This window comes from Modestobacter sp. SYSU DS0657, from assembly GCF_054050925.1.
Genome location: NZ_JBJHAG010000003.1, coordinates 200,208 through 219,846 on the forward strand (window position 1 = coordinate 200,208; position 19,639 = coordinate 219,846).

A 19,639-nucleotide genomic window follows, 5' to 3' on the forward strand; every position below is an offset into this window, starting at 1 on the left:
TGCCGTCCCGCACCCAGGCTCACCCGAGGACGACGAGCAGGTCCCCGCCCTCGACCTGCTGGACGGCGCCGATCGCCACCCGCCGCACCGTCCCGGCCCGCGGGGCGGTGACCGCCGCCTCCATCTTCATCGCCTCGATGGTGGCGATCGGCGCCCCCGCCTCCACCGTGTCGCCCTCGCCGACCTGCAGGGTGACCACCCCGGCGAACGGCGCGGCGACCTGGCCGGGGTCGGCGCGGTCGGCCTTCTCGGCGGGCTGCACCTCGGACGTGACGGACCGGTCCCGCACGCTCACCGGCCGCAGCTGGCCGTTCAGCGAGCACATCACCGTCCGCATCCCGCGCTCGTCGGCGTCGGACACCGCCTCGATGCCGATCAGCAGCCGGACTCCCGGCTCGAGGTCGACCGAGTGCTCGGCACCGGACCGCAGCCCGTAGAGGAACTCCTTGCTGGGCAGCACCGAGACGTCGCCGTAGGACTCCGCGTGCGCCTCGAACTCCGCCGTCGGGCCGGGGAACAGCAGCCGGTTCAGCGTGCGCCGGGGCTCCTCCGCCAGGCCGGCGCGGTCGGCGTCGGAGAGCTCGGCCGGGGGCTGCGCCTCGCGGCGGCCCGCCAGCGCCTTCGACCGGAACGGCTCGGGCCAGCCGCCGGGCGGGTCGCCCAGCTCGCCGCGGAGGAAGCCGACCACCGAGTCGGGCAGGTCGAAGCGACCCGGCTCGGCGGCGAACTCCGCGACGTCCACCCCGGCGCCGACAAGCTGGAGGGCCAGGTCGCCGACCACCTTCGAGCTGGGGGTCACCTTCACCAGGTGGCCGAGCAGCCGGTCCGCTGCGGCGTACATCGCCTCCACCTCCTCGAACCGCTGCCCCAGGCCCAGCGCGATCGCCTGCTGGCGCAGGTTGGACAGCTGCCCGCCGGGGATCTCGTGGGTGTAGACCCGCCCGGTGGGCGCCGGCAGCCCGGACTCGAACGGCGCGTAGACCCGGCGCACCGCCTCCCAGTAGGGCTCCAGGTCGTTGACCGCGGTCAGGTCCAGGCCGGTGGCCCGGTCGGTGTGGTCGGTGGCGGCGACGATGGCCGACAGCGCCGGCTGCGACGTCGTCCCGGCCAGCGCGGCGCTGGCGCCGTCGACCGCGTCGACCCCGGCCGACCACGCAGCCAGCAGGGTGGCCAGCTGCCCGCCGGGGGTGTCGTGGGTGTGCAGGTGCACGGGCAGGTCGAACCGCTCGCGCAGCGCGCGGACCAGGGTCGCCGCGGCCGGCGGGCGGAGCAGCCCGGCCATGTCCTTGATCGCCAGCACGTGCGCCCCGGCGTCGACGATCTGCTCGGCCAGGGCCAGGTAGTAGTCCAGCGTGTACAGCGGCTCGGCCGGGTCGGAGAGGTCGCCGGTGTAGCAGAGCGCCACCTCGGCCACCGCCGTCCCGGTCTCCCGGACGGCGTCGATCGCCGGGCGCATCTGCCCGACGTCGTTGAGCGCGTCGAACACCCGGAAGACGTCGATGCCGGTGCGGGCGGCCTCGGCCACGAACGCGGTGGTCACCTGCTCCGGGTAGGGGGTGTAACCCACGGTGTTGCGGCCGCGCAGCAGCATCTGCAGGCAGACGTTGGGCACCGCCTCGCGCAGCGCCGCCAGCCGCTCCCACGGGTCCTCGTGCAGGAAGCGCAGCGCGACGTCGTAGGTGGCTCCGCCCCACGCCTCGATCGACCACAGCTGGGGCAGCAGCCGCGCCTGGTGCCCGGCGACGGCGACCAGGTCCTTGGTGCGCACGCGGGTGGCCAGCAGCGACTGGTGGGCGTCGCGGAAGGTGGTGTCGGTGACCGCCAGCGCGGTCTGCGCGCGCAGGTCGGCGGCGAACCGCTCGGGACCCAGGTCGCGCAGCCGGTCCCGCGAGCCGTCCAGCGGGGCCAGGTTGAGGTCGACGGCGGGCAGCTTCTCGGCCGGGTCGACCAGGTGCGGGCGCTCCCCGTGCGGCTGGTTGACGGTCACGTCGGCCAGGTAGCTGAGCAGCTTGGTGCCGCGGTCGGCGGAGCTGCGGGCGGTGAGCAGCTCCGGGCGCTGCTCGATGAACGACGTCGTCACCCGGCCCGCGGCGAAGTCCGGGTCGTCCAGCACCGCCTGCAGGAAGGGGATGTTGGTCGACACCCCGCGGATGCGGAACTCGGCGACGGCGCGGCGGGCCCGGGCCACCGCGATGTCCCAGGTGCGGCCGCGGCAGGTGAGCTTGACCAGCATGGAGTCGAAGTGGGCGCCCACCTCCGCGCCCAGCGACGCGCCGCCGTCCAGCCGGACGCCGGCACCGCCCGGCGAGCGGTAGGCGGTGATCCGGCCGGTGTCCGGGCGGAAGCCGTTGGCCGGGTCCTCGGTAGTGATCCGGCACTGCAGCGCCGCGCCGCGCAGCTGCACCGTCTCCTGGCTCAACCCCAGGTCGGCGAGCGTCTCCCCCGCGGCGATCCGCAGCTGGCTCTGCACCAGGTCGACGTCGGTGACCTCCTCGGTGACCGTGTGCTCGACCTGGATCCGCGGGTTCATCTCGATGAACACGTGCCGACCCTCGCGGTCGAGCAGGAACTCCACGGTGCCGGCGCAGGAGTAGCCGATGTGGCGGGCGAACGCGACGGCGTCGGCGCAGATGCGCTCGCGCAGCGCCGGGTCCAGGTTCGGCGCCGGGGCCAGCTCGACCACCTTCTGGTGCCGGCGCTGCACCGAGCAGTCCCGCTCGAACAGGTGGATCACGTTCCCGGCGCCGTCGGCGAGGATCTGCACCTCGATGTGCCGCGGGTCGACGACGGCCTGCTCGCAGAAGACGGTGGCGTCGCCGAACGCCGACTCCGCCTCCCGCATCGCCGCCTCGATCGCGCCGCGCAGCTGGGCGCGGTCGTCGACCCGGCGCATGCCCCGCCCGCCGCCGCCGGCGACGGCCTTGACGAAGACCGGCCCGTCGATCTGCTCGGCCGCGGCGATCAGCGCGTCGACGTCCGTGCCGGGCTCGGTGCCCTGCAGCACCGGCAGGCCGGCCTCCCGCGCCGCGGCGATCGCCCGCGACTTGTCCCCGGTCAGCTCCAGCACGGCGGCGCTCGGCCCGACGAAGGTGATCCCCGCCCGCGCGCACGCCTCCGCGAGCTCCGGGTTCTCCGACAGGAACCCGTAGCCGGGGTAGACGGCGTCGGCGCCGGCGCGCTGGGCCGCCCGCACGATCTCGGCGACGTCCAGGTAGGCGCGCACCGGGTGGCCCGGCTCGCCGATCTGGTAGCTCTCGTCGGCCTTGAGTCGGTGCACCGAGTTGCGGTCCTCGTGCGGGAAGACCGCGACCGTCCCCGCCCCCAGCTCGTACGCGGCGCGGAAGGCACGGACGGCGATCTCCCCGCGGTTGGCGACCAGGACCTTCTCGAACACGGGCGCGTCCTCTCGGCTCGGGGGCGGCCGGCGCCGGCGGCCCGCGTGCTGCCCGACCGTAGCGGCGGGCGGCGGGCGACGGCTGCCCCGGAGAGCAGGTCGTGCGCAACGCGAGTGCTCTCGGCCCGCTCCGGGTACGGGGCCGCAGGTGACCACCGAGCAGACAGCAGACCGGACCGCCGACGTCGTCCTCGTCACCGGCGCCTCGTCCGGGATCGGCCGGGCGTCGGCGGTGCAGTTCGCCAGGCGCGGCGCCTCGCTGGTGCTGGTGTCCCGCAGCCGGGAGAGCCTCGAGCAGGCCGCCGCCGAGTGCCGGGCGGCCGGAGCCGGCGAGGTGCACGTCTGCCCGGCCGACGTCCTCGACAGCGCCGCGCTGCAGGCCGCCGTCGACCGGGCCGTACAGACCTTCGGCCGGCTCGACGTCGTCGTCCACTCCGCCACGGTGATGGCCTACGGCCGGATCGAGGACATGGATCCGGAGGTCTTCGAGCGGGTGGTGGACACCGCCATCCAGGGCACCTTCCACCTCTTCCAGGCCGTGGTGCCGGTGTTCCGCGCGCAACGCCGCGGCTCGCTCGTCGTGGTCAGCTCGCTGCTCGCCTCGATCACCACCCCCACCATGAGCGCCTACGTCACCGCCAAGTGGGGGCAGCTCGGACTCATCCGGACGCTGCAGCAGGAACTGCGCGAGCTGCCCGACGTGCACGTCTCGGCCGTCGCCCCGGGCGGGGTGGCGACCCCGATCTACGAGCAGGCGGCCACCGTGCTCGGCACCAGCGCCCACCCGCCGCCGCCGGTCTACACCCCCGAGCGGGTCGCCCGGCACGTGCTGGCCCGGATCGGTGCCCCCCGGCGGCTGAAGCAGTCGGGGTTCACCAACCCGGTGATCATCGCCGGGTTCCGGTTGTTCCCGCCGGTCTACGACGCGCTGGTCGGCCCGCTGCTGAAGATCTTCAGCCTGGGCCGCGACCCGGTCCCGCCGACCACCGGCAACGTGTTCGCGCCGGTGCCGGCGAAGGAGACGACGCGGGGCCCCTACCGGGCCATCTGACCGACGTCGGTCCCGGATCGGGGAGGATGGCCCGGTGACCGACGTCCGCACCTCCTTCTCCGCGGAGGTCTCCGACGCCGTCCGGCGGCTCGCCGGGGTCGCCGAGCGGACCCCCCTGCAGCGCAACGCCCGCCTGTCCGAGCTGACCGGCGCCGAGGTGTGGGTGAAGCGGGAGGACCTGCAGGTCGGCCGCTCGTACAAGGTGCGCGGCGCCTACAACACGATCAGCCAGCTCGACGCCGCCGGCCGCGCCGCCGGGGCGGTCTGCGCCAGCGCCGGCAACCACGGCCAGGGCGTGGCCTACGCGTGCCGGGTGCTGGGCGTCCGCGGCCGGGTGTTCGTCCCCGGGACCACGCCCCGGCAGAAGCGGCAGCGGATCGCCGCGCTCGGCGGGGACATGGTGGAGCTGGTGGTCACCGGCGACACCTACGACGACGCGGCCGCCGCGGCCGCCGCCTCCGCACAGATGACCGGGGCCACCCTGGTGCCGGCGTTCGACGCGCTCTCCACCGTGGTCGGGCAGGCCACCGTGGCCGTGGAGGTGCTCGACCAGCTGGGCGGTGCCCCGGACGTCGTCGTCCTGCCGGTCGGTGGCGGTGGGCTGCTGGCCGGTTGCGGCACCTGGCTGCGCGAGCACAGCCCCGGCACCCGGCTGATCGGCGTCGAGCCGGCCGGCGCGGCGAGCATGGCCGCGGCGCTGGCCGCCGGCGCACCCGTCGAGCTGCGCGAGATCGACACCTTCGTCGACGGCGCCGCGGTGCGCCGGGTCGGGAAGGTCACCCACCCGCTGGTGCGCGACAGCGGCGCGGAGCTGGTCGCCGTCCCGGAGGGGCAGATCTGCACCGAGATGCTGGAGCTCTACCAGGTCGACGGCGTGATCGCCGAGCCCGCCGGGGCGCTGGCCACCGCGGCGCTGACCGGGGGCGCCGTCCGGGTGGAGCCCGGGCAGACCGTCGTCTGCCTGCTGTCGGGCGGCAACAACGACGTCAGCCGGTACGCCGAGATCGTCGAGCGGTCCCTGGTGCACCAGGGGCTCAAGCACTGGTTCCTGGTGGAGTTCCCGCAGGAGCCCGGCGCGCTGCGCCGCTTCCTCGACGAGGTGCTCGGCCCGGACGACGACATCGTGCGGTTCGAGTACGTCAAGCGCGACAACCGGGACACCGGGGCGGCGCTGACCGGCATCGAGCTGGGCAGCCCCGAGGGCCTGGCGCCGCTGCTGGCCCGGATCGAGGCCGGCCCGCTGACCATCCAGCACCTGCAGCCGGGCACGACCGCGTACCGCTACCTGGTCTCCGGCCCCAGCTTCTAGCGGCCCCCGGTTTGCTTTCCGCGCGGAAAGTGAGCGTCAGCGGCCGTAGCGGGCCGCGGAGCGGGCGCGGGCCTGGGCGGCGAGCACCTCGCGGTCCTTGGGCGGCGCGGTGGTGACCAGGTCGGCGAGCAGGTGCTCGGTGGCGTGCGCGATCTCCTCGACCGCCCGGTCGAACGCCGCCTGGTTCGCCTGCGACGGCTTGGTCGAGCCGCTCACCTTGCGCACGTACTGCAGCGCCGCCGCGCGGACCTCCTCGGAGGTGGTGGCGGGCTCCAGGTTGTGCAGGACGTGGATGTTCCGACACATGCCGGGCAGCGTAGGCCCCTGACCTCCCCGCCAGAATGGCCATTCGGCGGGGAGGTCACGGGACGACGGTGGTGGTGTCCGCTGCGCCGCCGCGGGCCAGGGCCCGGCTGATCACCAGTCGCTGGATCTGGTTGGTGCCCTCGAAGATCTGCATGACCTTCGCCTCCCGCATGTAGCGCTCGACCGGGAAGTCACGGGTGTAGCCGTAGCCGCCGAGCACCTGGACGGCGTCGGTGGTCACCTTCATCGCGTTGTCGGTGGCCACCAGCTTGGCGATCGAGGCCTGCCGCCCGTACGGCCGGCCGGCGTCGCGCAGCCGGGCCGCGGCCAGGTACGTGGCCCGGGAGGTCTCCACGGCGGCGGCCATGTCGGCGAGCAGGAAGCCCAGGCCCTGGTGCTCGATGATCGGCGCGCCGAAGGTCTCCCGCTCCTTGGCGTAGGCGACCGCGTCGTCCAGCGCGCGCTGGGCCAGCCCGGTGGCGACGGCGGCGATCCCCAGCCGGCCGGCGTCCAGACCGGCGAGGGCGATGGACAGCCCCTCGCCCTCCTCCCCCAGCCGGCGGCCGGCGTCGACGCGGACGCCGTCGAACCGCATGGTCGCCGTGGTCGAGCCGGTCAGCCCCATCTTGCGCTCGGCGGGGTCGGCGGACAGCCCCTCGCTGTCGGCGGGGACGAGGAAGCAGGAGATGCCGCGGGCGCCGTCGTCGGAGGTGCGGGCCATCACCGTGTAGAAGTCCGCGTGCCCGCCGTGCGTGGTCCAGGCCTTCTCCCCGGACAGCACGTAGACGTCCCCGTTCCGCACGGCCCGGGTGCGCATCGCCGCCGGATCGGAGCCGGCGTGCGGCTCGGACAGGCAGTACGCGCCGAGCAGTTCGCCGCCGAGCAGGTCGGGCAGCCACTCCTGCTGCTCCGGCGTGCCCCGGGTGGCCAGCGCGAAGCAGGACAGCCCGTGCACGCTCACCCCGACGCCGACGCTGGCCCAGGCGGCCGAGATCTCCTCGAGCACCTGCAGGTACACCTCGAGGGGCTGCCCGCCGCCGCCCAGCTCCTCGGCGTAGGGCAGGCCGAGCAGCCCGGCCCGGCCGAGGGTGCGGAACACCTCCCGCGGGAACTCCTCGTCGGCCTCCGCGGCGGCGGCCCGGGGGGCGAGCTCGGCGCGGGCCAGCTCCCGGGTCAGCTGGAGGAGGTCCGCGGCCTCCTGGGTGGGCACGAGGCGGGCGACGGGCACGGGGAGACCTCCGGGACGGCGGGACGCCGATGTCCCGCGGGCAGTACTGCCGGACGGTACGCAGTACCGCTCCCAGTACTCAAGAGCGTCGCCGTTGTTACCCTCCGGTACCCGGAGGGAGGCGCCATGACGTCGCTGGAGACCCGCAGCCCCCGCGCCACCGCCCGGCGCGCGGAGCTGCTCGACCAGCTGGTCGGGCTGATGCTGGCCGAGGGGTTCGCGGCGTTCACCCTCGACGAGCTGGCCCGCCGGCTGCACTGCTCCAAGAGCACGCTCTACGGCATCGCGGCCAGCAAGGAGCAGCTGGTGGTGGCCGGGGTGAAGCGGTTCTTCCAGGTCGCCACCGCGGCCGTGGAGGAGCGCGCCGCAGCCCCCGCCGACCACCGCGAGCGGATCAGCGCCTACCTGCTCGCCGTCGCCGCGCAGCTGCAGCCGGCCTCCCCGGCGTTCTTCGCCGACCTGGCCGCGTTCGCCCCGGCGCGGGAGATCTACCAGCACAACACCCGCGCGGCCGCCGCCCGGGTGCAGCGCCTGGTCGCCGAGGGCGTCACCGCGGGCACCGTCCGCCCGGTGCACGCCTCCTTCGTCGGGACGGCGGTCGCGCAGGTCATGGCCGCGATCCACCGGGGCGACGTCCGCGCCGCGACCGGGCTGGACGACGCCGCCGCCTACCGGGAGCTCGCCGACCTCGTCGTCGCCGGCACCGCCCCGCGCTGATCGAGGGCCGGGTCAGGTCCCCGGCCAGGCGAGGTCGGCGACGACCGGCGAGTGCGTGCTCGCCCCCCGCGCGCCCTCCGCGTCCGCGACCGGCCGCAGCCCCGCGACGAGCACCACGTCGACCCGGGCCACGCCGGGGCCCGGACCGCGGGTGAACTGCGGCCGCGTGCCGACCGCGCGGTGCACGTCCACGAGCCCCGCGCCGGTCAGCACCCGCAGCGGCTCGTTGAGCGTGGAGGAGTTGAGGTCGCCACCGAGCACCACCGGCCGGCCCTCGGCCACCAGCCCGGCGACGACGGTGGCCAGGCGCTCGGCCTCGGCGACCCGCACACGGGCCGCGGCGCCCGTCCCCCCGGCGGGGTTCGCCTCACGGCGTCCGCCACCGCAGCCCAGGCACGGTGAGGCCAGGTGCACCGAGAGGACGGCGAGCTCCCGTCCGTCCACGTCCAGGGTGACCACGTCCACCGGTCGGGCGCCCTCGGGCAGCCCGGTCACCGGGCGCACGTCCACGATCGGGTACCGCGAGAGGACGACGTCCCGGTCGCCGTCCTCCCCGTTCGCGGCCAGCCGGCCGAACGAGCGGTGCGGGTAGCCCGGCAGCGCCTCGACCTCCGGGCGCCGCCGGTCGACGACCTCCTGCAGCAGCAGGACGTCGGGGTCCTGCTCGCGCACCAGCGTGGCCAGCCCGTCGAGCGGGGCGCCGGCGGTCACGTTGTAGGTGGCCACCCGCAGATCGGCCGGGCCGTCCTCCCCGCCCACCCGGTTGACCAGCAGCGGCCCCTGCAGCCAGGCCCACAGCACCGCGGGGACGACGACCGCCGTCACGACCGGCCAGGACCGCCGGGCGATCCCGGCGACCAGCAGCACCGGGGCCGGGAGCAGCCACCAGGAGGAGAACAGCGCCGCGGTGTAGGTCACCGCCCACCGGTCGCCGAGCACGAGGACCGCGAGGACCACCACGGTGGCCGCGACGCCGTACGCCAGCGCCGCGCCCTGCAGAGCGGAGAGCCGGCGCACCCGCCCATCCTGGCGGTCGGCCGCGCCCGCCGGTCGACTCCGCGGAGTTGGATCGCTCACCCCGCCGGGCTGCCACCCGGCCGGACCGATGAGTAAGGTGAGCCTTGCTTTCCCTGGCCGGACGCCGGCCGTCCCCTCGTCCCCCAGGAGCAGCTCGTGGCGCAGCGCACGGCCACCGCGGCTCCACGGGCGACCGCCGAGCAACCCCGCCGCGGCCTGCTGCGCGGTGCGTTCACCCGCACGCTCGGGCTCTGGCTGCTGCTCGGGCTGGCGCTGGCGGCCTGCGTCCTGAGCATCACGGTCGGCACCCGGCCGATCGGGCTCGGCACCGTCTGGCAGGCGCTGAGCGACGCCTCCACCCCGGGCGACGAGGCGCTCATCATCCGCGAGCTCCGGGTGCCCCGGACCGTGCTGGGCGTGCTCGCCGGGGTCGCGCTGGGCGTCTCCGGCGCGCTGATGCAGGGGCACACCCGCAACCCGCTGGGCGACCCGGGGCTGCTCGGGGTCACCGCGGGCGCCTCGTTCGCCGTCGTGCTGTCCATCTGGCTGCTGGGCATCAGCTCCCCCGGCGGCTACGTCTGGTTCGCCCTGGCCGGTGCGCTGCTGGGCAGCGTCACGGTCTACGCGATCGGCTCCGCCGGCCCCGGCGGGTCCACCCCGGTGACCCTGGCACTGGCCGGTGCCGCGCTGACGGCCCTGCTCTACGCGCTGATCCAGGCGATCACCATCCGGGAGACCACGGCGCTGGACGCCTACCGGTTCTGGGTGGTCGGGGCCCTCGCCGGCCGGGACGCCACGGTGGCCGCGCAGGTCGCCCCCTTCATCGTCGTCGGCCTGGTGCTCGCCCTGGTCAACGCGCCGGCGCTGAACCTGCTCGGCCTCGGCGAGGACGTCGCCCGCGGGCTGGGCACCCGGATCTGGCTGGCCCGCGGCGTGGGCCTGGCGGCGATCACCCTGCTGGCGGGCGCCGCGACGGCCGCCTGCGGGCCGATCGTGTTCGTCGGGTTGGTGGTGCCGCACGTGGCCCGGGCGGTCACCGGGCCCGACCACCGCTGGCTGGTGCCGTACTCCGCGCTGCTGGGCGCGGTCTTCCTGCTGCTCGCCGACGTGCTGGGCCGGATCGTGGCCCGGCCCGGCGAGCTGCAGGTGGGGATCGTGCTCGCCGTGGTCGGCGCACCGTTCTTCATCGCCCTGGTCCGCCGCCGGAAGCTGGCGGCGCTGTGACCCTCGCCGCGCCTCCCCGCGCCCCCGAGCGGCGCCCCCACCCCCGGCGGGCCGTGCGGATCGGCCCCCTCTCCGGGGTGTACCGCCCCCGGCAGCTCGTCGTCCCGCTGGCGGTGCTGGTGGTGCTGGTCGTGGTCAGCGCGCTCAACTTGGGTCGCGGCGACTACCCGATCAGCGTCCCGGAGGTGCTCGGCACGCTGGTCGGCGCCGGCGACGACACCCAGCGGTTCATCGTGCTCGAGCTGCGCGCGCCCCGGGTCGTGGTCGGCCTGCTCGTCGGGCTGGCGCTGGGGGTGTCCGGCGCGCTGTTCCAGACCTTCGCCCGCAACCCCCTGGCCAGCCCGGACATCCTCGGCGTCACCGGCGGGGCGGCGGTCGGCGCGGTCGCGGTGATCGTGCTGGGCGGCACCACCGGCGCCGGGGCGCTGCTGGGCGGGGCCGGGTTGCCGGCCGCCGCGCTCGCCAGCGGCCTGCTCACCGCGGCACTCATCTTCGGCCTGGCCTGGCGCAAGGGCATCGACGGCTACCGGCTGGTGCTGGTCGGCGTCGGGCTGGCCGCCTTCGCCCAGGCGCTGATCGGCTACCTGCTCACCCGGAGCGACATCAACGACGCCGCGGCGGCCAACGTGTGGCTCACCGGCTCGCTGAACGGGCGGGGCTGGGACCAGGCGGTGCCGCTGGCGCTGGCCCTCGTGGTGCTGCTCCCCGCCGCGCTCGCGCTGAGCCGGGTGCTGGGGGTGCTCCAGTTCGGCGACGACACCGCCCGGGCTCTCGGGGTGCGGCTGGCCGGCGCGCAGGCCGTCGTCGTGCTGGTCGCGGTGGCGCTGGCCGCGTTCGCCGTCGCCGCCGCCGGGCCGATCCAGTTCGTCGCGCTGGTGGTGCCGCAGATCGCCGTCCGGCTCGCCGGTGGCTCGCGGCCGCCGGTGCTCGCCTCGGGGCTGCTGGGCGGGCTGCTGCTGATCGGCAGTGACCTGGTGGCCCGCACCGTGCTGCCCGACTCGTTCCCCGTCGGGGTGGTGACCGCCGTGGTCGGCGCCCCGTACCTGCTCTGGCTCCTCGTCCGCGGAAGGCGGCGATCGACCCTGTGACTGCCTCACCCACGCTCGCGCGCGACACCACCCGCCCCGACGCCCCGCCGGTGCGGCTCGCGGCCGACGGCGTCCGGCTGGCCTACGGCGAGAAGGTCGTCGTCGACTCGCTGGACCTCGAGCTCACCGACGGCTCGTTCACCGCGATCGTCGGCCCGAACGGCTGCGGCAAGTCGACCCTGCTGAAGGCGCTGGGCCGGCTGCTGCGCCCCACCGGGGGCACCGTGCTGCTCGACGGCCGGGCCATCACCAGCACCCCGACCCGCGAGGTCGCCAAGGTGCTCGGCCTGCTGCCGCAGACGCCGCTGGCGCCGGAGGGGCTGACCGTCGCCGACCTGGTGGCGCGCGGCCGGCACCCGCACCAGAGCTGGCTGCGCCAGTGGTCCTCCGACGACGAGGCGGTGGTCGCCGAGGCGCTGAGCTGGACCGACATGGCCGAACTGGCCGACTCCCCGGTCGACGCGCTGTCGGGCGGGCAGCGGCAGCGGGCGTGGATCTCCATGGCGCTGGCCCAGGGCACCGACCTGCTGCTGCTCGACGAGCCGACCACCTACCTCGACCTCGCCCACCAGGTCGACGTGCTCGAGCTGGTCGGCCGGCTGCACGCCGAGCGCGGCCGGACCGTCGTCGTCGTGCTGCACGACCTGAACCTGGCGGCGCGCTACGCGCGGCGGCTGGTGGCGATGAAGGACGGCGTGCTCGTCGCGGCGGGCACGCCGGCGGAGGTGCTCACCGAGCAGCTGCTCGCCGACGTGTTCGAGCTGGAGGCCCGGGTCGTCCCCGACCCGGTCACCGGCACCCCCATGGTGATCCCGGTCCGCCGCCTGCGGTGAGGGCGCTCCGGCCGGATCAGTACGAGAAGGCCCCCACGGCGGTGCGCAGCTCGGCCGCCATCCGGGACAGCTCGTCGACCGCCTGCCGGGTCTGAGCCAGCGCCTCGGTGGTGGACGACGCCGCGGCCGAGACGCCGGTGATGTTCGCCGCGATCTCCGTCGACCCACCCGCGGCCTCCTGCACCGACCGCGACATCTCGTTCGTCGTCGCCGTCTGCTCCTCCACGGCCGAGGCGATGGTCAGCTGGAAGTCGTTGATGCTGCCGATCACCTCGCTGATGCGGCCGATGGCGGCCACCGCGCCGGCGGTGTCGCCCTGGATCGCCTGCACCCGGCGGGCGATGTCCTCGGTCGCCCGGGCGGTCTCCTGCGCCAGCTCCTTGACCTCGTTGGCGACGACGGCGAAGCCCTTGCCCGCGTCCCCGGCCCGCGCGGCCTCGATGGTGGCGTTCAGCGCCAGCAGGTTGGTCTGCTCCGCGATGCTCGTGATGGTCTTGATCACCGCACCGATCTCCTGCGAGCTGATCCCCAGTTGCTCGATGGTCCCGGTGGTCGCCTGCGCCTCGGCGACCGCCTGCGCGGCCACCCGGGCGGCCTCGTTGGCGTTCTGGCTGATCTCCCGGATCGACGCGCCCATCTCCTCGGCGCCGGCTGCGACGGTCGCCACGTTGCGGGACACCTCGTCGGCGGCGGCGGAGACGACACCGGACTGCGCCGAGGTCTCCTCCGCCGACGCCGAGATCTGCCCGGCCGACGCCGACAGCTGCTCGGACGCGGCGGCCACGGCGTCGGAGGAGGCGGCGACCGAGCCGATCACCCCGCGCAGGTGCGCCTGGGCGGTGTCCAGCGCCGACGCCATCTGGCCGACCTCGTCGCGCGCGGTCACCTCGGGCGACCGGGTGAGGTCGCCGGCGGCCATCGCCACCAGCGCCGACCGGACCCGGCCCAGGGGGCGGGCGATCGACCGCTGCAGCAGCAGGCAGACGCCGGCGACCAGCAGGGTGCCCACGACGGCGGTGAGGACGGCGATCCGGTCGGCGGTGGAGATCGCGGACCGCAGGTGCGCCTCGGCCGCGGTCGACCGGGCGGCGAGGTCGTCCTTCAGCGCGCTGACCGCGGCGTCGGAGACGTCGTTGGCCTGCTGGATCTCCTCGTGGCGCAGCCGCATCCCGGCCTGGTCGGCGACCGCGCCCTGGATGAAGGCGTCGATGGCGCCGGTGTAGCCGGTGACGGTGTTCTCGAGCGCGGCGACGTCCGCGGCGATCGGCCCGCCGAGCGGGACGGCCGCCAGCTGGGCGAGCAGCTCCTCGGTCCTGGCCGTGTCATCGGCCAGGTCCGCGAGCTGGACCCGCGGGTCCGCACTCACCAGGGCCTTGAGCGCGTCGACCTTGAGCTCGCTGGCCCGGGTGTCCAGCTGGAGCACCAGCGCCCGGGCGTCGGAGAGGGCGACCTCGGCCTGGCTCTCCTCCCGGACGACGCCGTGCGCGATCAGGGTGGTGGTGAGCAGCGCGGCGAACGCCACGGCGACGACGCCGAGCAGGACGCCGAACCGCACGGCCAGCCGGAGGTCGGCGAACCCGGCGCGGGACCGGTGGGGGGAGGACGCTGCCATCGGGACTCCAGCTGAGGGTCGGTGCCTGACTCGGGACGGATCGGTTGCGGCGCGACCCGATCTCGAGCAGGACGCTGGATCCACTCCGCGGTCCACTCGACCGGGGATCCGTCGCCCTGCCGTCCGTTTCAGCAGAACCGGGTGTTCTCGGTTCTGCCCTCCCCATCGGCAGGCCGGCGTCCCGCTGGAGGTGGGCGGGGTCCCCGTCCGCCCCCGGTGCCCCGTGCGCCCCACCCGCCCCGGGGCGGCGGGGTCCGCTCAGTAGCTGAAGTGCGCGACCGCCGCACGGAGGTCGCTGGCCAGCCGGGTCAGCTCGTCCACCGCGATCCGCGTCTGGGCCAGCGCCCGGGTGGTCTGCCCGGCCGCCTCCGAGACCCCGGTGATGTTCGCGGCGATCCCCGTGGACCCGGTCGCCCCCTCCTGCACCGACCGCGACATCTCGTTCGTCGTCGCCGTCTGCTCCTCGACCGCGCTGGCGATGGTCAGCTGGAAGTCGTCGATCCGACCGATCACCGCGGAGATCTGCTCGATCGCCGCGACCGCCGACCCGGTGTCGGCCTGGATCGCCTCGACCCGGCGGGCGATGTCCTCGGTGGCCCTCGCCGTCTCCTCCGAGAGGTCCTTGACCTCGCTGGCGACCACCGCGAAGCCCTTGCCCGACTCACCGGCCCGGGCGGCCTCGATGGTCGCGTTGAGGGCCAGCAGGTTCGTCTGGTCCGCGATCGCGGTGATCACCTTGACGACCTCGCCGATCTCCCGGGACGACTCCCCCAGCGCGACGACGGTCGCGGTGGTGGTGGCGGCCTGGGCCACGGCGCCGGCCGCCACCCGGGCGGCCTCGTTGGCGCTCTCGGAGATCTCCAGGATCGCCGCGTTCATCTCCTCGGCGCCGGCGGCGACGGTCGCCACGCTGCGCGACACCTCCTCGGCGGCGCCGGAGACGACGCCGGCCTGCACGCTGGTCTCCTCGGCCGACGCGGAGATCTGCGCGGCGGAGGCGGAGAGCTCCTCCGAGGACGCGGCGACGGTGGACGACGAGCCGACGACGGCCGCCATCACCGAGCGCAGCCGGCCCATCGCCTCGTCGAGAGCGGCGCCCATCCGGCCGAGCTCGTCGCGGGTGGTGAGCCCGCTGGTGGCGGTCAGGTCGCCGGCGGCCAGCGCCTCGGCGACCCGCTCCACGCGGCGGACGTCCCGGCGCAGGTTGCGGCTCACCAGCCAGCCGACGGCGAGCGCGACGAGCACGCCGACCACGAGGACGGTGACGGAGATGGTCCGCGTGCGGGCGCTCTGATCGGCGGCCGCCTGCGCGCCGGCGGCGGCATCGTCGCTCGCCAGCTGCTCCATCTCGGCGAGCCCGGTGAGCATGGTGTCGAACAGCGGGGCCACCTGGGCCTCGTGGACGGCGAGCCAGCCAGGCTGGTCGTCCGCCTGGGCCAGGTCGGCGAGGACGGTGTCCTCGATCTCCTCGGTGCGGTCGAAGGTCGCCGCGATCCCCGCCAGCGCTTCCTCGGCCTCCGCGGGGTGGTCCAGGGCGAGGAACTCCTCGAGGTGGGCGTCGAAGCCGGCCCGGGCGTCGGTCACCCGCTGCAGCGCGGCGGAGACCTCGGCCGGGGTGTCGGCGAGGACGGCGTCGCGCTGGGCGACCGCCACCCCCTGCACGTCCCCGATCAGCGCGGTGATGGCGTCGATGCCGAGCACGTCCTCGTGGTAGATCCGCTCGGTGGTCTCGGCCTCCGCGGCGAGCGCCTGCAACCCGGTCACGCCGATGACCACGGCGACGGCGGAGGCGACCCCGACGGCGGTGAGCACCTTGGTGGCCACCGGCAGGTCACCCCACCACGCGCGGCGACGAGCGGGGGCCGCGGCGCCGGGGTCGGCGGGCGGGGGGCTGAGCATCGGGCGACTCCTGGGAGGGGAACGGTGGTTGCGCGGCCCATCTGCACCGCCGCATCGGCAGTCCCGGTGCGCGCCGTGACCGGTCCGCCACCCGGAAACGGCGACGGCCCGCCCGCCGGGTGGCGGACGGGCCGTCGTGCGGCTCCGGGTCGGGCCCCCTCCTGAGCCTGCGAGGGGTGCGGAGAACGGGCCTCCTCAGCCCCGGGGGTCCTGGGGCCGGCCCACCGGGAGGTCCTCGTCCCGGGTGTCCCCGGACGCCGGCGCTCCGTCGGGCTGCCCGCCGGGTTCCGTCCCGTCCCCCGTCGTACCCGGGGCGGTGTGCTCGACGACCAGCACGAAGTCGTCACCGTGCCGGCTGATCCCATGGACCACGGCCTGCTCGACGGCCTCCGCGGCGTAGGCGCGCCGGAGCACCATCGGGTCCGAGCGCAGGTCCTTGGTCAGCGCGACCGCCAGCCCGATCATCACCAGCGCGAAGGGGAGCGCGGCGATGATCGTCAGGTTCCGCAGCCCCTGCAGCGCCTCATCGCCGCCGACGAGCAGCATCACAGCGGCCACCCCACCGGTCAGCAGCCCCCAGAAGACGACCATCTTCGAGGTCGGCTCACGGGTACCGCGCTCGGACAGCGACGCCATCACGATCGAGGCCGAGTCCGCGCCGGTCACGAAGAAGATCCCGACCAGCAGCATCACGATCACGCTGGTGACCGTGGTGAAGGGCAGCTCCTGGAGCAGGCCGAACAGCTGACCTTCGGCCGTGGACTGGCCGGCGAGGTCCTCGCCCGACTGCTGGGCGCCGATCCCGGCTCCGCCGAAGATGGCGAACCAGAACAGCGTGACGACGCTGGGCACGAGCAGCACGCCGGCGATGAACTCCCGGATCGTGCGGCCGCGGCTGATCCGGGCGAGGAAGACACCCACGAACGGCGTCCAGGAGATCCACCACGCCCAGTAGAAGACCGTCCAGCTCGACAGCCACTCGGCCATCGCGTCGCCGCCGGAGGCGTTGGTGCGCGCGGCCATCTCGGGGAGCTCGGCGGCGTACGAGCCCAGCGCGGTCGGCACCAGGTTCAGCATCAGCACCGTGGGGCCGACGACGAAGACGAACAGCGCCAGGGTGAAGGCCAGGGCGACGTTGATGTTGGACAGCCACTGGATGCCTCGGGCGATGCCGGAGAAGGCGGAGGCCACGAAGGCCGCGGTCAGCACCGCGATGATGCCCACCGTCGCCGCGTTGCCCACCGGGCCGAGCCAGCCGAGGATCTCCAGCCCGCTGCCGATCTGCAGGGCACCGAGCCCCAGGGAGGCGGCCGTGCCGAAGAGCGTGGCGAAGATGGCGAGGACGTCGATGACCTTGCCGGCCGGCCCCTCGGCGACCCCACGCCCGAACAGCGAGGTGAACGCCGAGGAGAGCAGCTGGCCGCGGCCCCGGCGGTACGTGCCGTAGGCGACAGCCAGCCCGACGAGGGCGTACAACGCCCAGGGGTGCAGCGTCCAGTGGAAGAGCGTGGTGGCCATCGCCGTGGTGACGGCCTCCTGGGTCTCGCCGGGGACGGTGCCCGGCGGCGGGGAGACGTAGTGCGACAGCGGCTCGGAGACGCCGAAGAACATCAGGCCGATGCCCATGCCGGCGCTGAACATCATGGCGATCCAGCTGATCGTCCGGAACTCCGGCCGCTCGCCGTCCCCGCCGAGCGGGATGCGGCCGTAGGTGCTGGCGGCGATCCAGAGCACGAAGAGCACCACGGCGGTGCCGAGCAGCACGAAGAACCAGCCGAGGTTCAGCTCGATCCAGCCGAGCGCGCTGCTGCTGGCGGAGCCCAGGCCGCTCGGGCTGAGGAAGCCCCAGGCCAGGAAGGCCAGCGAGATGACGGCGGCGACGCCGAAGACCGTCCGGTCCAGTTGTGGCCGGCGCTCGTGCTCCTGGGCCGGGGGCTGGGCGATCGCCGGGTGAGTCTGGCTGGGGACGCTGGGATCGAGAACGTCGTCGATCGTCTGGTCCGGCGCCGCGGCGTGGGGGGCCCCGTCGGAGACGCCTTCCGGGGCGGCGCTGGTCGAGCCGTGCGGCGGCTGACCGGGTGGGTCGTTCGGTGGATTGGTCACGTGGCGTGGCGCCTGATCGGCGCCCCTCCCTTCGGGTCGGCGCGCAGGTCGGGCGAGCTGCCCCCCGTTCAGGGCAACTCGTTGTAGGGACCACCGTCGCCGCACCCGGCCCCCGGCGCAAATCCACGGCGGACACGGCCGGGACCACATCCGTCCAGGACGCACCACCCGCGCAGCCGACACACAGGCGGACCGGCCACACTGGATGGTGATGGAGGCGCTCGTGGATGTCTGGAACTGGCTGCGCAGCGCTGGGCTCGAGGCGCTGCTCATCGTGCTCGGCGCCGTGCTGCTGGCCCGCTTCGTCAGCTGGGCCGGCGCCCGCATCACCGACCGCATCGACGCCACCGCCCGGGAGTCCGACGCCCTGGTCCGCTCCGAGGCGGCCAAGCACCGGCACTCGCTGACCCAGGTGATCACCTGGGCGGCGATCGTGCTGATCTGGTCGATCGCGGTCTTCTTCGTGCTCGAGCGGCTCGGCGTCCCGATCACCGGCCTGGTCGCCCCGGCGACCGTGCTCGGCGTGGGGCTGGGCTTCGGCGCCCAGCGCATCGTCGGCGACGTGCTGGCCGGCTTCTTCCTGATCACCGAACGGCAGTACGGCTTCGGCGACGTGGTCTCCATCCAGGTCGTCGCCGGCGGCGACCCGGCGGAGGGCACCGTCGAGGACGTCACGCTGCGGATCACCCGGCTGCGCTCACCGGACGGGGAGGTGGTCACCGTGCCCAACGGGCAGATCGTGAAGGTGACCAACCTCTCACGCGACTGGGCGCGTGCGGTGGTCGACGTGCCGGTGCCGGCGACCACCGACGTGGCCCGGGTGCAGGAGGTGCTGCGCGAGGTCGGGCGGCAGGCGTTCGCCTCCCCCCGTCTGCACCAGCTGCTGCTGGACGAGCCGACGGTGATGGGCGTGGAGAGCTTCACCCTGGACGAGGTGAACCTGCGGATGGTGGCCCGGACGCTGCCCGGCAAGCAGTTCGAGGTGGGCCGTGACCTGCGGGCGCGGGTGGCGCTGGCCCTCTCCCGCGAAGGCGTCTCGCTGCGGGCGACCACGACCACCGACCTGCCCAGCGTCCAGGACGAGGCGCTGGCCGAGGACCGGGCCCGCGGCGGAGGAGCAGCATGAGCACCCCGGACGACCAGCCGACCACCGTCCAGCGTCAGGCCACCACCGAGCAACCCTCCGTCGGCACCGCCCCGGAGTCCGGCCGCACCCGGCTCTGGCAGCGCCGGCTGCCGTCCCGGATCGGCCGCGCGCACACCTCGACCGTGGTGATCGGCGTGCTGTTCGTGGTGCTGTTCGCGCTCTGGCTGGCGATCCGACCCGCGTACGTCACCGTGGAGACCGTCGACGGCGGGACCGTGCGGGTGCCGTGCTCCCAGGTCAGCACCTGCGGGGAGCCGACCCCCAGCGAGACCCCGCCGCCCAGCGAGTCGCCGCTCCCGCCCACCGACCCCACCGGTCCGGGCACCGACGCGCCGGCACCCACGAGCCGGGCCCCGGAGTCCACCACGCCGGACGACGACGAGACGCCGACCACCACGCCGCGGACCAGCCGCGCCCCGGCGCCGTCCACCGGGACCACGGGGCCGACGACGACGGACGAGAGCCCGACGACCGGCCCCGAGCAGGGCACCGACGAGGAGCCGACCGACGCGACCCCGACCGGCTGACCGCGTCAGCCCTGGGTGTTGCTCCGGGTGAGCCCCCAGGCCGCGGTGACCAGGAACAGCACGACGCCGACGACGAAGAGCCAGAACAGGCCCTCGACGAGGGCGCCGATCACGGTGACGGCCAGCCAGACGACCAGCAGCAGTGCGATGAGCGCCAACACGGTGCCCTCCTCAGCTCGGATCC

At 74.9% G+C, this 19,639-nt stretch carries 16 protein-coding genes; 8 read left to right on the plus strand and 8 right to left on the minus strand.

Annotation, left to right across the window (positions count from 1 at the left end; translation table 11 throughout):
* Positions 1–19: 19 nt before the first annotated feature.
* On the minus strand, positions 20–3,394 hold the full coding sequence (locus ACI79A_RS03725; protein ID WP_457080063.1) for a pyruvate carboxylase: 3,375 nt from the start codon (positions 3,392–3,394) through the stop codon (positions 20–22).
* Between the two features lie 148 nt (positions 3,395–3,542).
* Between ACI79A_RS03725 and ACI79A_RS03730 the strand changes: the two genes are divergently transcribed.
* Together ACI79A_RS03730 and ilvA are read left to right on the plus strand one after the other, a co-directional pair.
* Positions 3,543–4,445 (plus strand): SDR family NAD(P)-dependent oxidoreductase, encoded by a 903-nt coding sequence (locus tag ACI79A_RS03730; protein WP_457080065.1) that lies wholly within the window; start codon positions 3,543–3,545, stop codon positions 4,443–4,445.
* Positions 4,446–4,479: 34 nt separating this feature from the next.
* Positions 4,480–5,754 carry a threonine ammonia-lyase IlvA gene (ilvA, locus tag ACI79A_RS03735; RefSeq protein WP_457080067.1) on the plus strand — a complete coding sequence of 425 codons (1,275 nt, stop codon included), beginning with the start codon at positions 4,480–4,482 and terminating at the stop codon, positions 5,752–5,754.
* A gap of 36 nt (positions 5,755–5,790) precedes the next feature.
* On the opposite strand, the gene ACI79A_RS03740 is transcribed toward ilvA, so the two are convergent.
* Both ACI79A_RS03740 and ACI79A_RS03745 read right to left on the minus strand, forming a co-directional pair.
* Positions 5,791–6,060, minus strand: coding sequence for a DUF2277 domain-containing protein (locus ACI79A_RS03740; protein WP_457080069.1), 270 nt, complete (start codon positions 6,058–6,060; stop codon positions 5,791–5,793).
* 55 nt (positions 6,061–6,115) lie between these two features.
* Positions 6,116–7,288: an acyl-CoA dehydrogenase family protein gene (locus tag ACI79A_RS03745; RefSeq protein ID WP_457080071.1), complete on the minus strand. Its 1,173-nt coding sequence runs from the start codon at positions 7,286–7,288 to the stop codon at positions 6,116–6,118.
* 126 nt (positions 7,289–7,414) lie between these two features.
* On the opposite strand from ACI79A_RS03745, the gene ACI79A_RS03750 reads away from it, so the two are divergent.
* The gene (locus tag ACI79A_RS03750) at positions 7,415–8,005 is read left to right on the plus strand and encodes a TetR/AcrR family transcriptional regulator (protein WP_457080073.1); all 591 of its coding nucleotides are present in this window, start codon (positions 7,415–7,417) and stop codon (positions 8,003–8,005) included.
* Positions 8,006–8,017: 12 nt separating this feature from the next.
* Here ACI79A_RS03750 and ACI79A_RS03755 read toward each other — a convergent pair whose 3' ends face one another.
* The gene (locus tag ACI79A_RS03755) at positions 8,018–9,022 is read right to left on the minus strand and encodes an endonuclease/exonuclease/phosphatase family protein (RefSeq protein WP_457080075.1); all 1,005 of its coding nucleotides are present in this window, start codon (positions 9,020–9,022) and stop codon (positions 8,018–8,020) included.
* 156 nt (positions 9,023–9,178) lie between these two features.
* Between ACI79A_RS03755 and ACI79A_RS03760 the strand changes: the two genes are divergently transcribed.
* Genes ACI79A_RS03760 through ACI79A_RS03770 form a run of 3 tightly spaced genes read left to right on the plus strand, consistent with a single transcriptional unit; the run spans position 9,179 to position 12,167 of the window.
* Complete coding sequence (locus tag ACI79A_RS03760; protein WP_457080077.1) at positions 9,179–10,246, plus strand: FecCD family ABC transporter permease; 1,068 nt, start codon at positions 9,179–9,181, stop codon at positions 10,244–10,246.
* A 53-nt stretch (positions 10,247–10,299) separates the two neighbouring features.
* Positions 10,300–11,334 carry a FecCD family ABC transporter permease gene (locus ACI79A_RS03765; protein WP_457080079.1) on the plus strand — a complete coding sequence of 345 codons (1,035 nt, stop codon included), beginning with the start codon at positions 10,300–10,302 and terminating at the stop codon, positions 11,332–11,334.
* The gene (locus ACI79A_RS03770; protein WP_457080080.1) at positions 11,331–12,167 is read left to right on the plus strand and encodes an ABC transporter ATP-binding protein; all 837 of its coding nucleotides are present in this window, start codon (positions 11,331–11,333) and stop codon (positions 12,165–12,167) included. Before ACI79A_RS03765 ends, ACI79A_RS03770 begins: the two co-directional genes overlap by 4 nt.
* A gap of 16 nt (positions 12,168–12,183) precedes the next feature.
* Here the strand turns inward: ACI79A_RS03770 and ACI79A_RS03775 are convergent, their stop codons facing one another.
* The 3 genes from ACI79A_RS03775 to ACI79A_RS03785 all read right to left on the minus strand — a co-directional run bounded on the left by ACI79A_RS03775 (position 12,184) and on the right by ACI79A_RS03785 (position 17,781).
* Positions 12,184–13,779 (minus strand): methyl-accepting chemotaxis protein, encoded by a 1,596-nt coding sequence (locus ACI79A_RS03775; RefSeq protein ID WP_457080082.1) that lies wholly within the window; start codon positions 13,777–13,779, stop codon positions 12,184–12,186.
* 258 nt (positions 13,780–14,037) lie between these two features.
* A complete protein-coding gene (locus tag ACI79A_RS03780; protein ID WP_457080084.1) occupies positions 14,038–15,678 on the minus strand; it encodes a methyl-accepting chemotaxis protein in 1,641 nt (546 codons plus the stop codon).
* A 195-nt stretch (positions 15,679–15,873) separates the two neighbouring features.
* Complete coding sequence (locus ACI79A_RS03785) at positions 15,874–17,781, minus strand: BCCT family transporter (RefSeq protein WP_457080086.1); 1,908 nt, start codon at positions 17,779–17,781, stop codon at positions 15,874–15,876.
* A gap of 211 nt (positions 17,782–17,992) precedes the next feature.
* Here ACI79A_RS03785 and ACI79A_RS03790 point away from each other — a divergent pair, with 211 nt between their 5' ends.
* Both ACI79A_RS03790 and ACI79A_RS03795 read left to right on the plus strand, forming a co-directional pair.
* A complete protein-coding gene (locus ACI79A_RS03790) occupies positions 17,993–18,907 on the plus strand; it encodes a mechanosensitive ion channel family protein (RefSeq protein ID WP_457080088.1) in 915 nt (304 codons plus the stop codon).
* Positions 18,904–19,455 carry a hypothetical protein gene (locus ACI79A_RS03795; protein WP_457080090.1) on the plus strand — a complete coding sequence of 184 codons (552 nt, stop codon included), beginning with the start codon at positions 18,904–18,906 and terminating at the stop codon, positions 19,453–19,455. The genes ACI79A_RS03790 and ACI79A_RS03795 overlap by 4 nt, the downstream gene beginning before the upstream one ends.
* 5 nt (positions 19,456–19,460) lie before the next feature.
* Here the strand turns inward: ACI79A_RS03795 and ACI79A_RS03800 are convergent, their stop codons facing one another.
* On the minus strand, positions 19,461–19,616 hold the full coding sequence (locus ACI79A_RS03800; RefSeq protein WP_457080092.1) for a hypothetical protein: 156 nt from the start codon (positions 19,614–19,616) through the stop codon (positions 19,461–19,463).
* Positions 19,617–19,639: the final 23 nt, after the last annotated feature.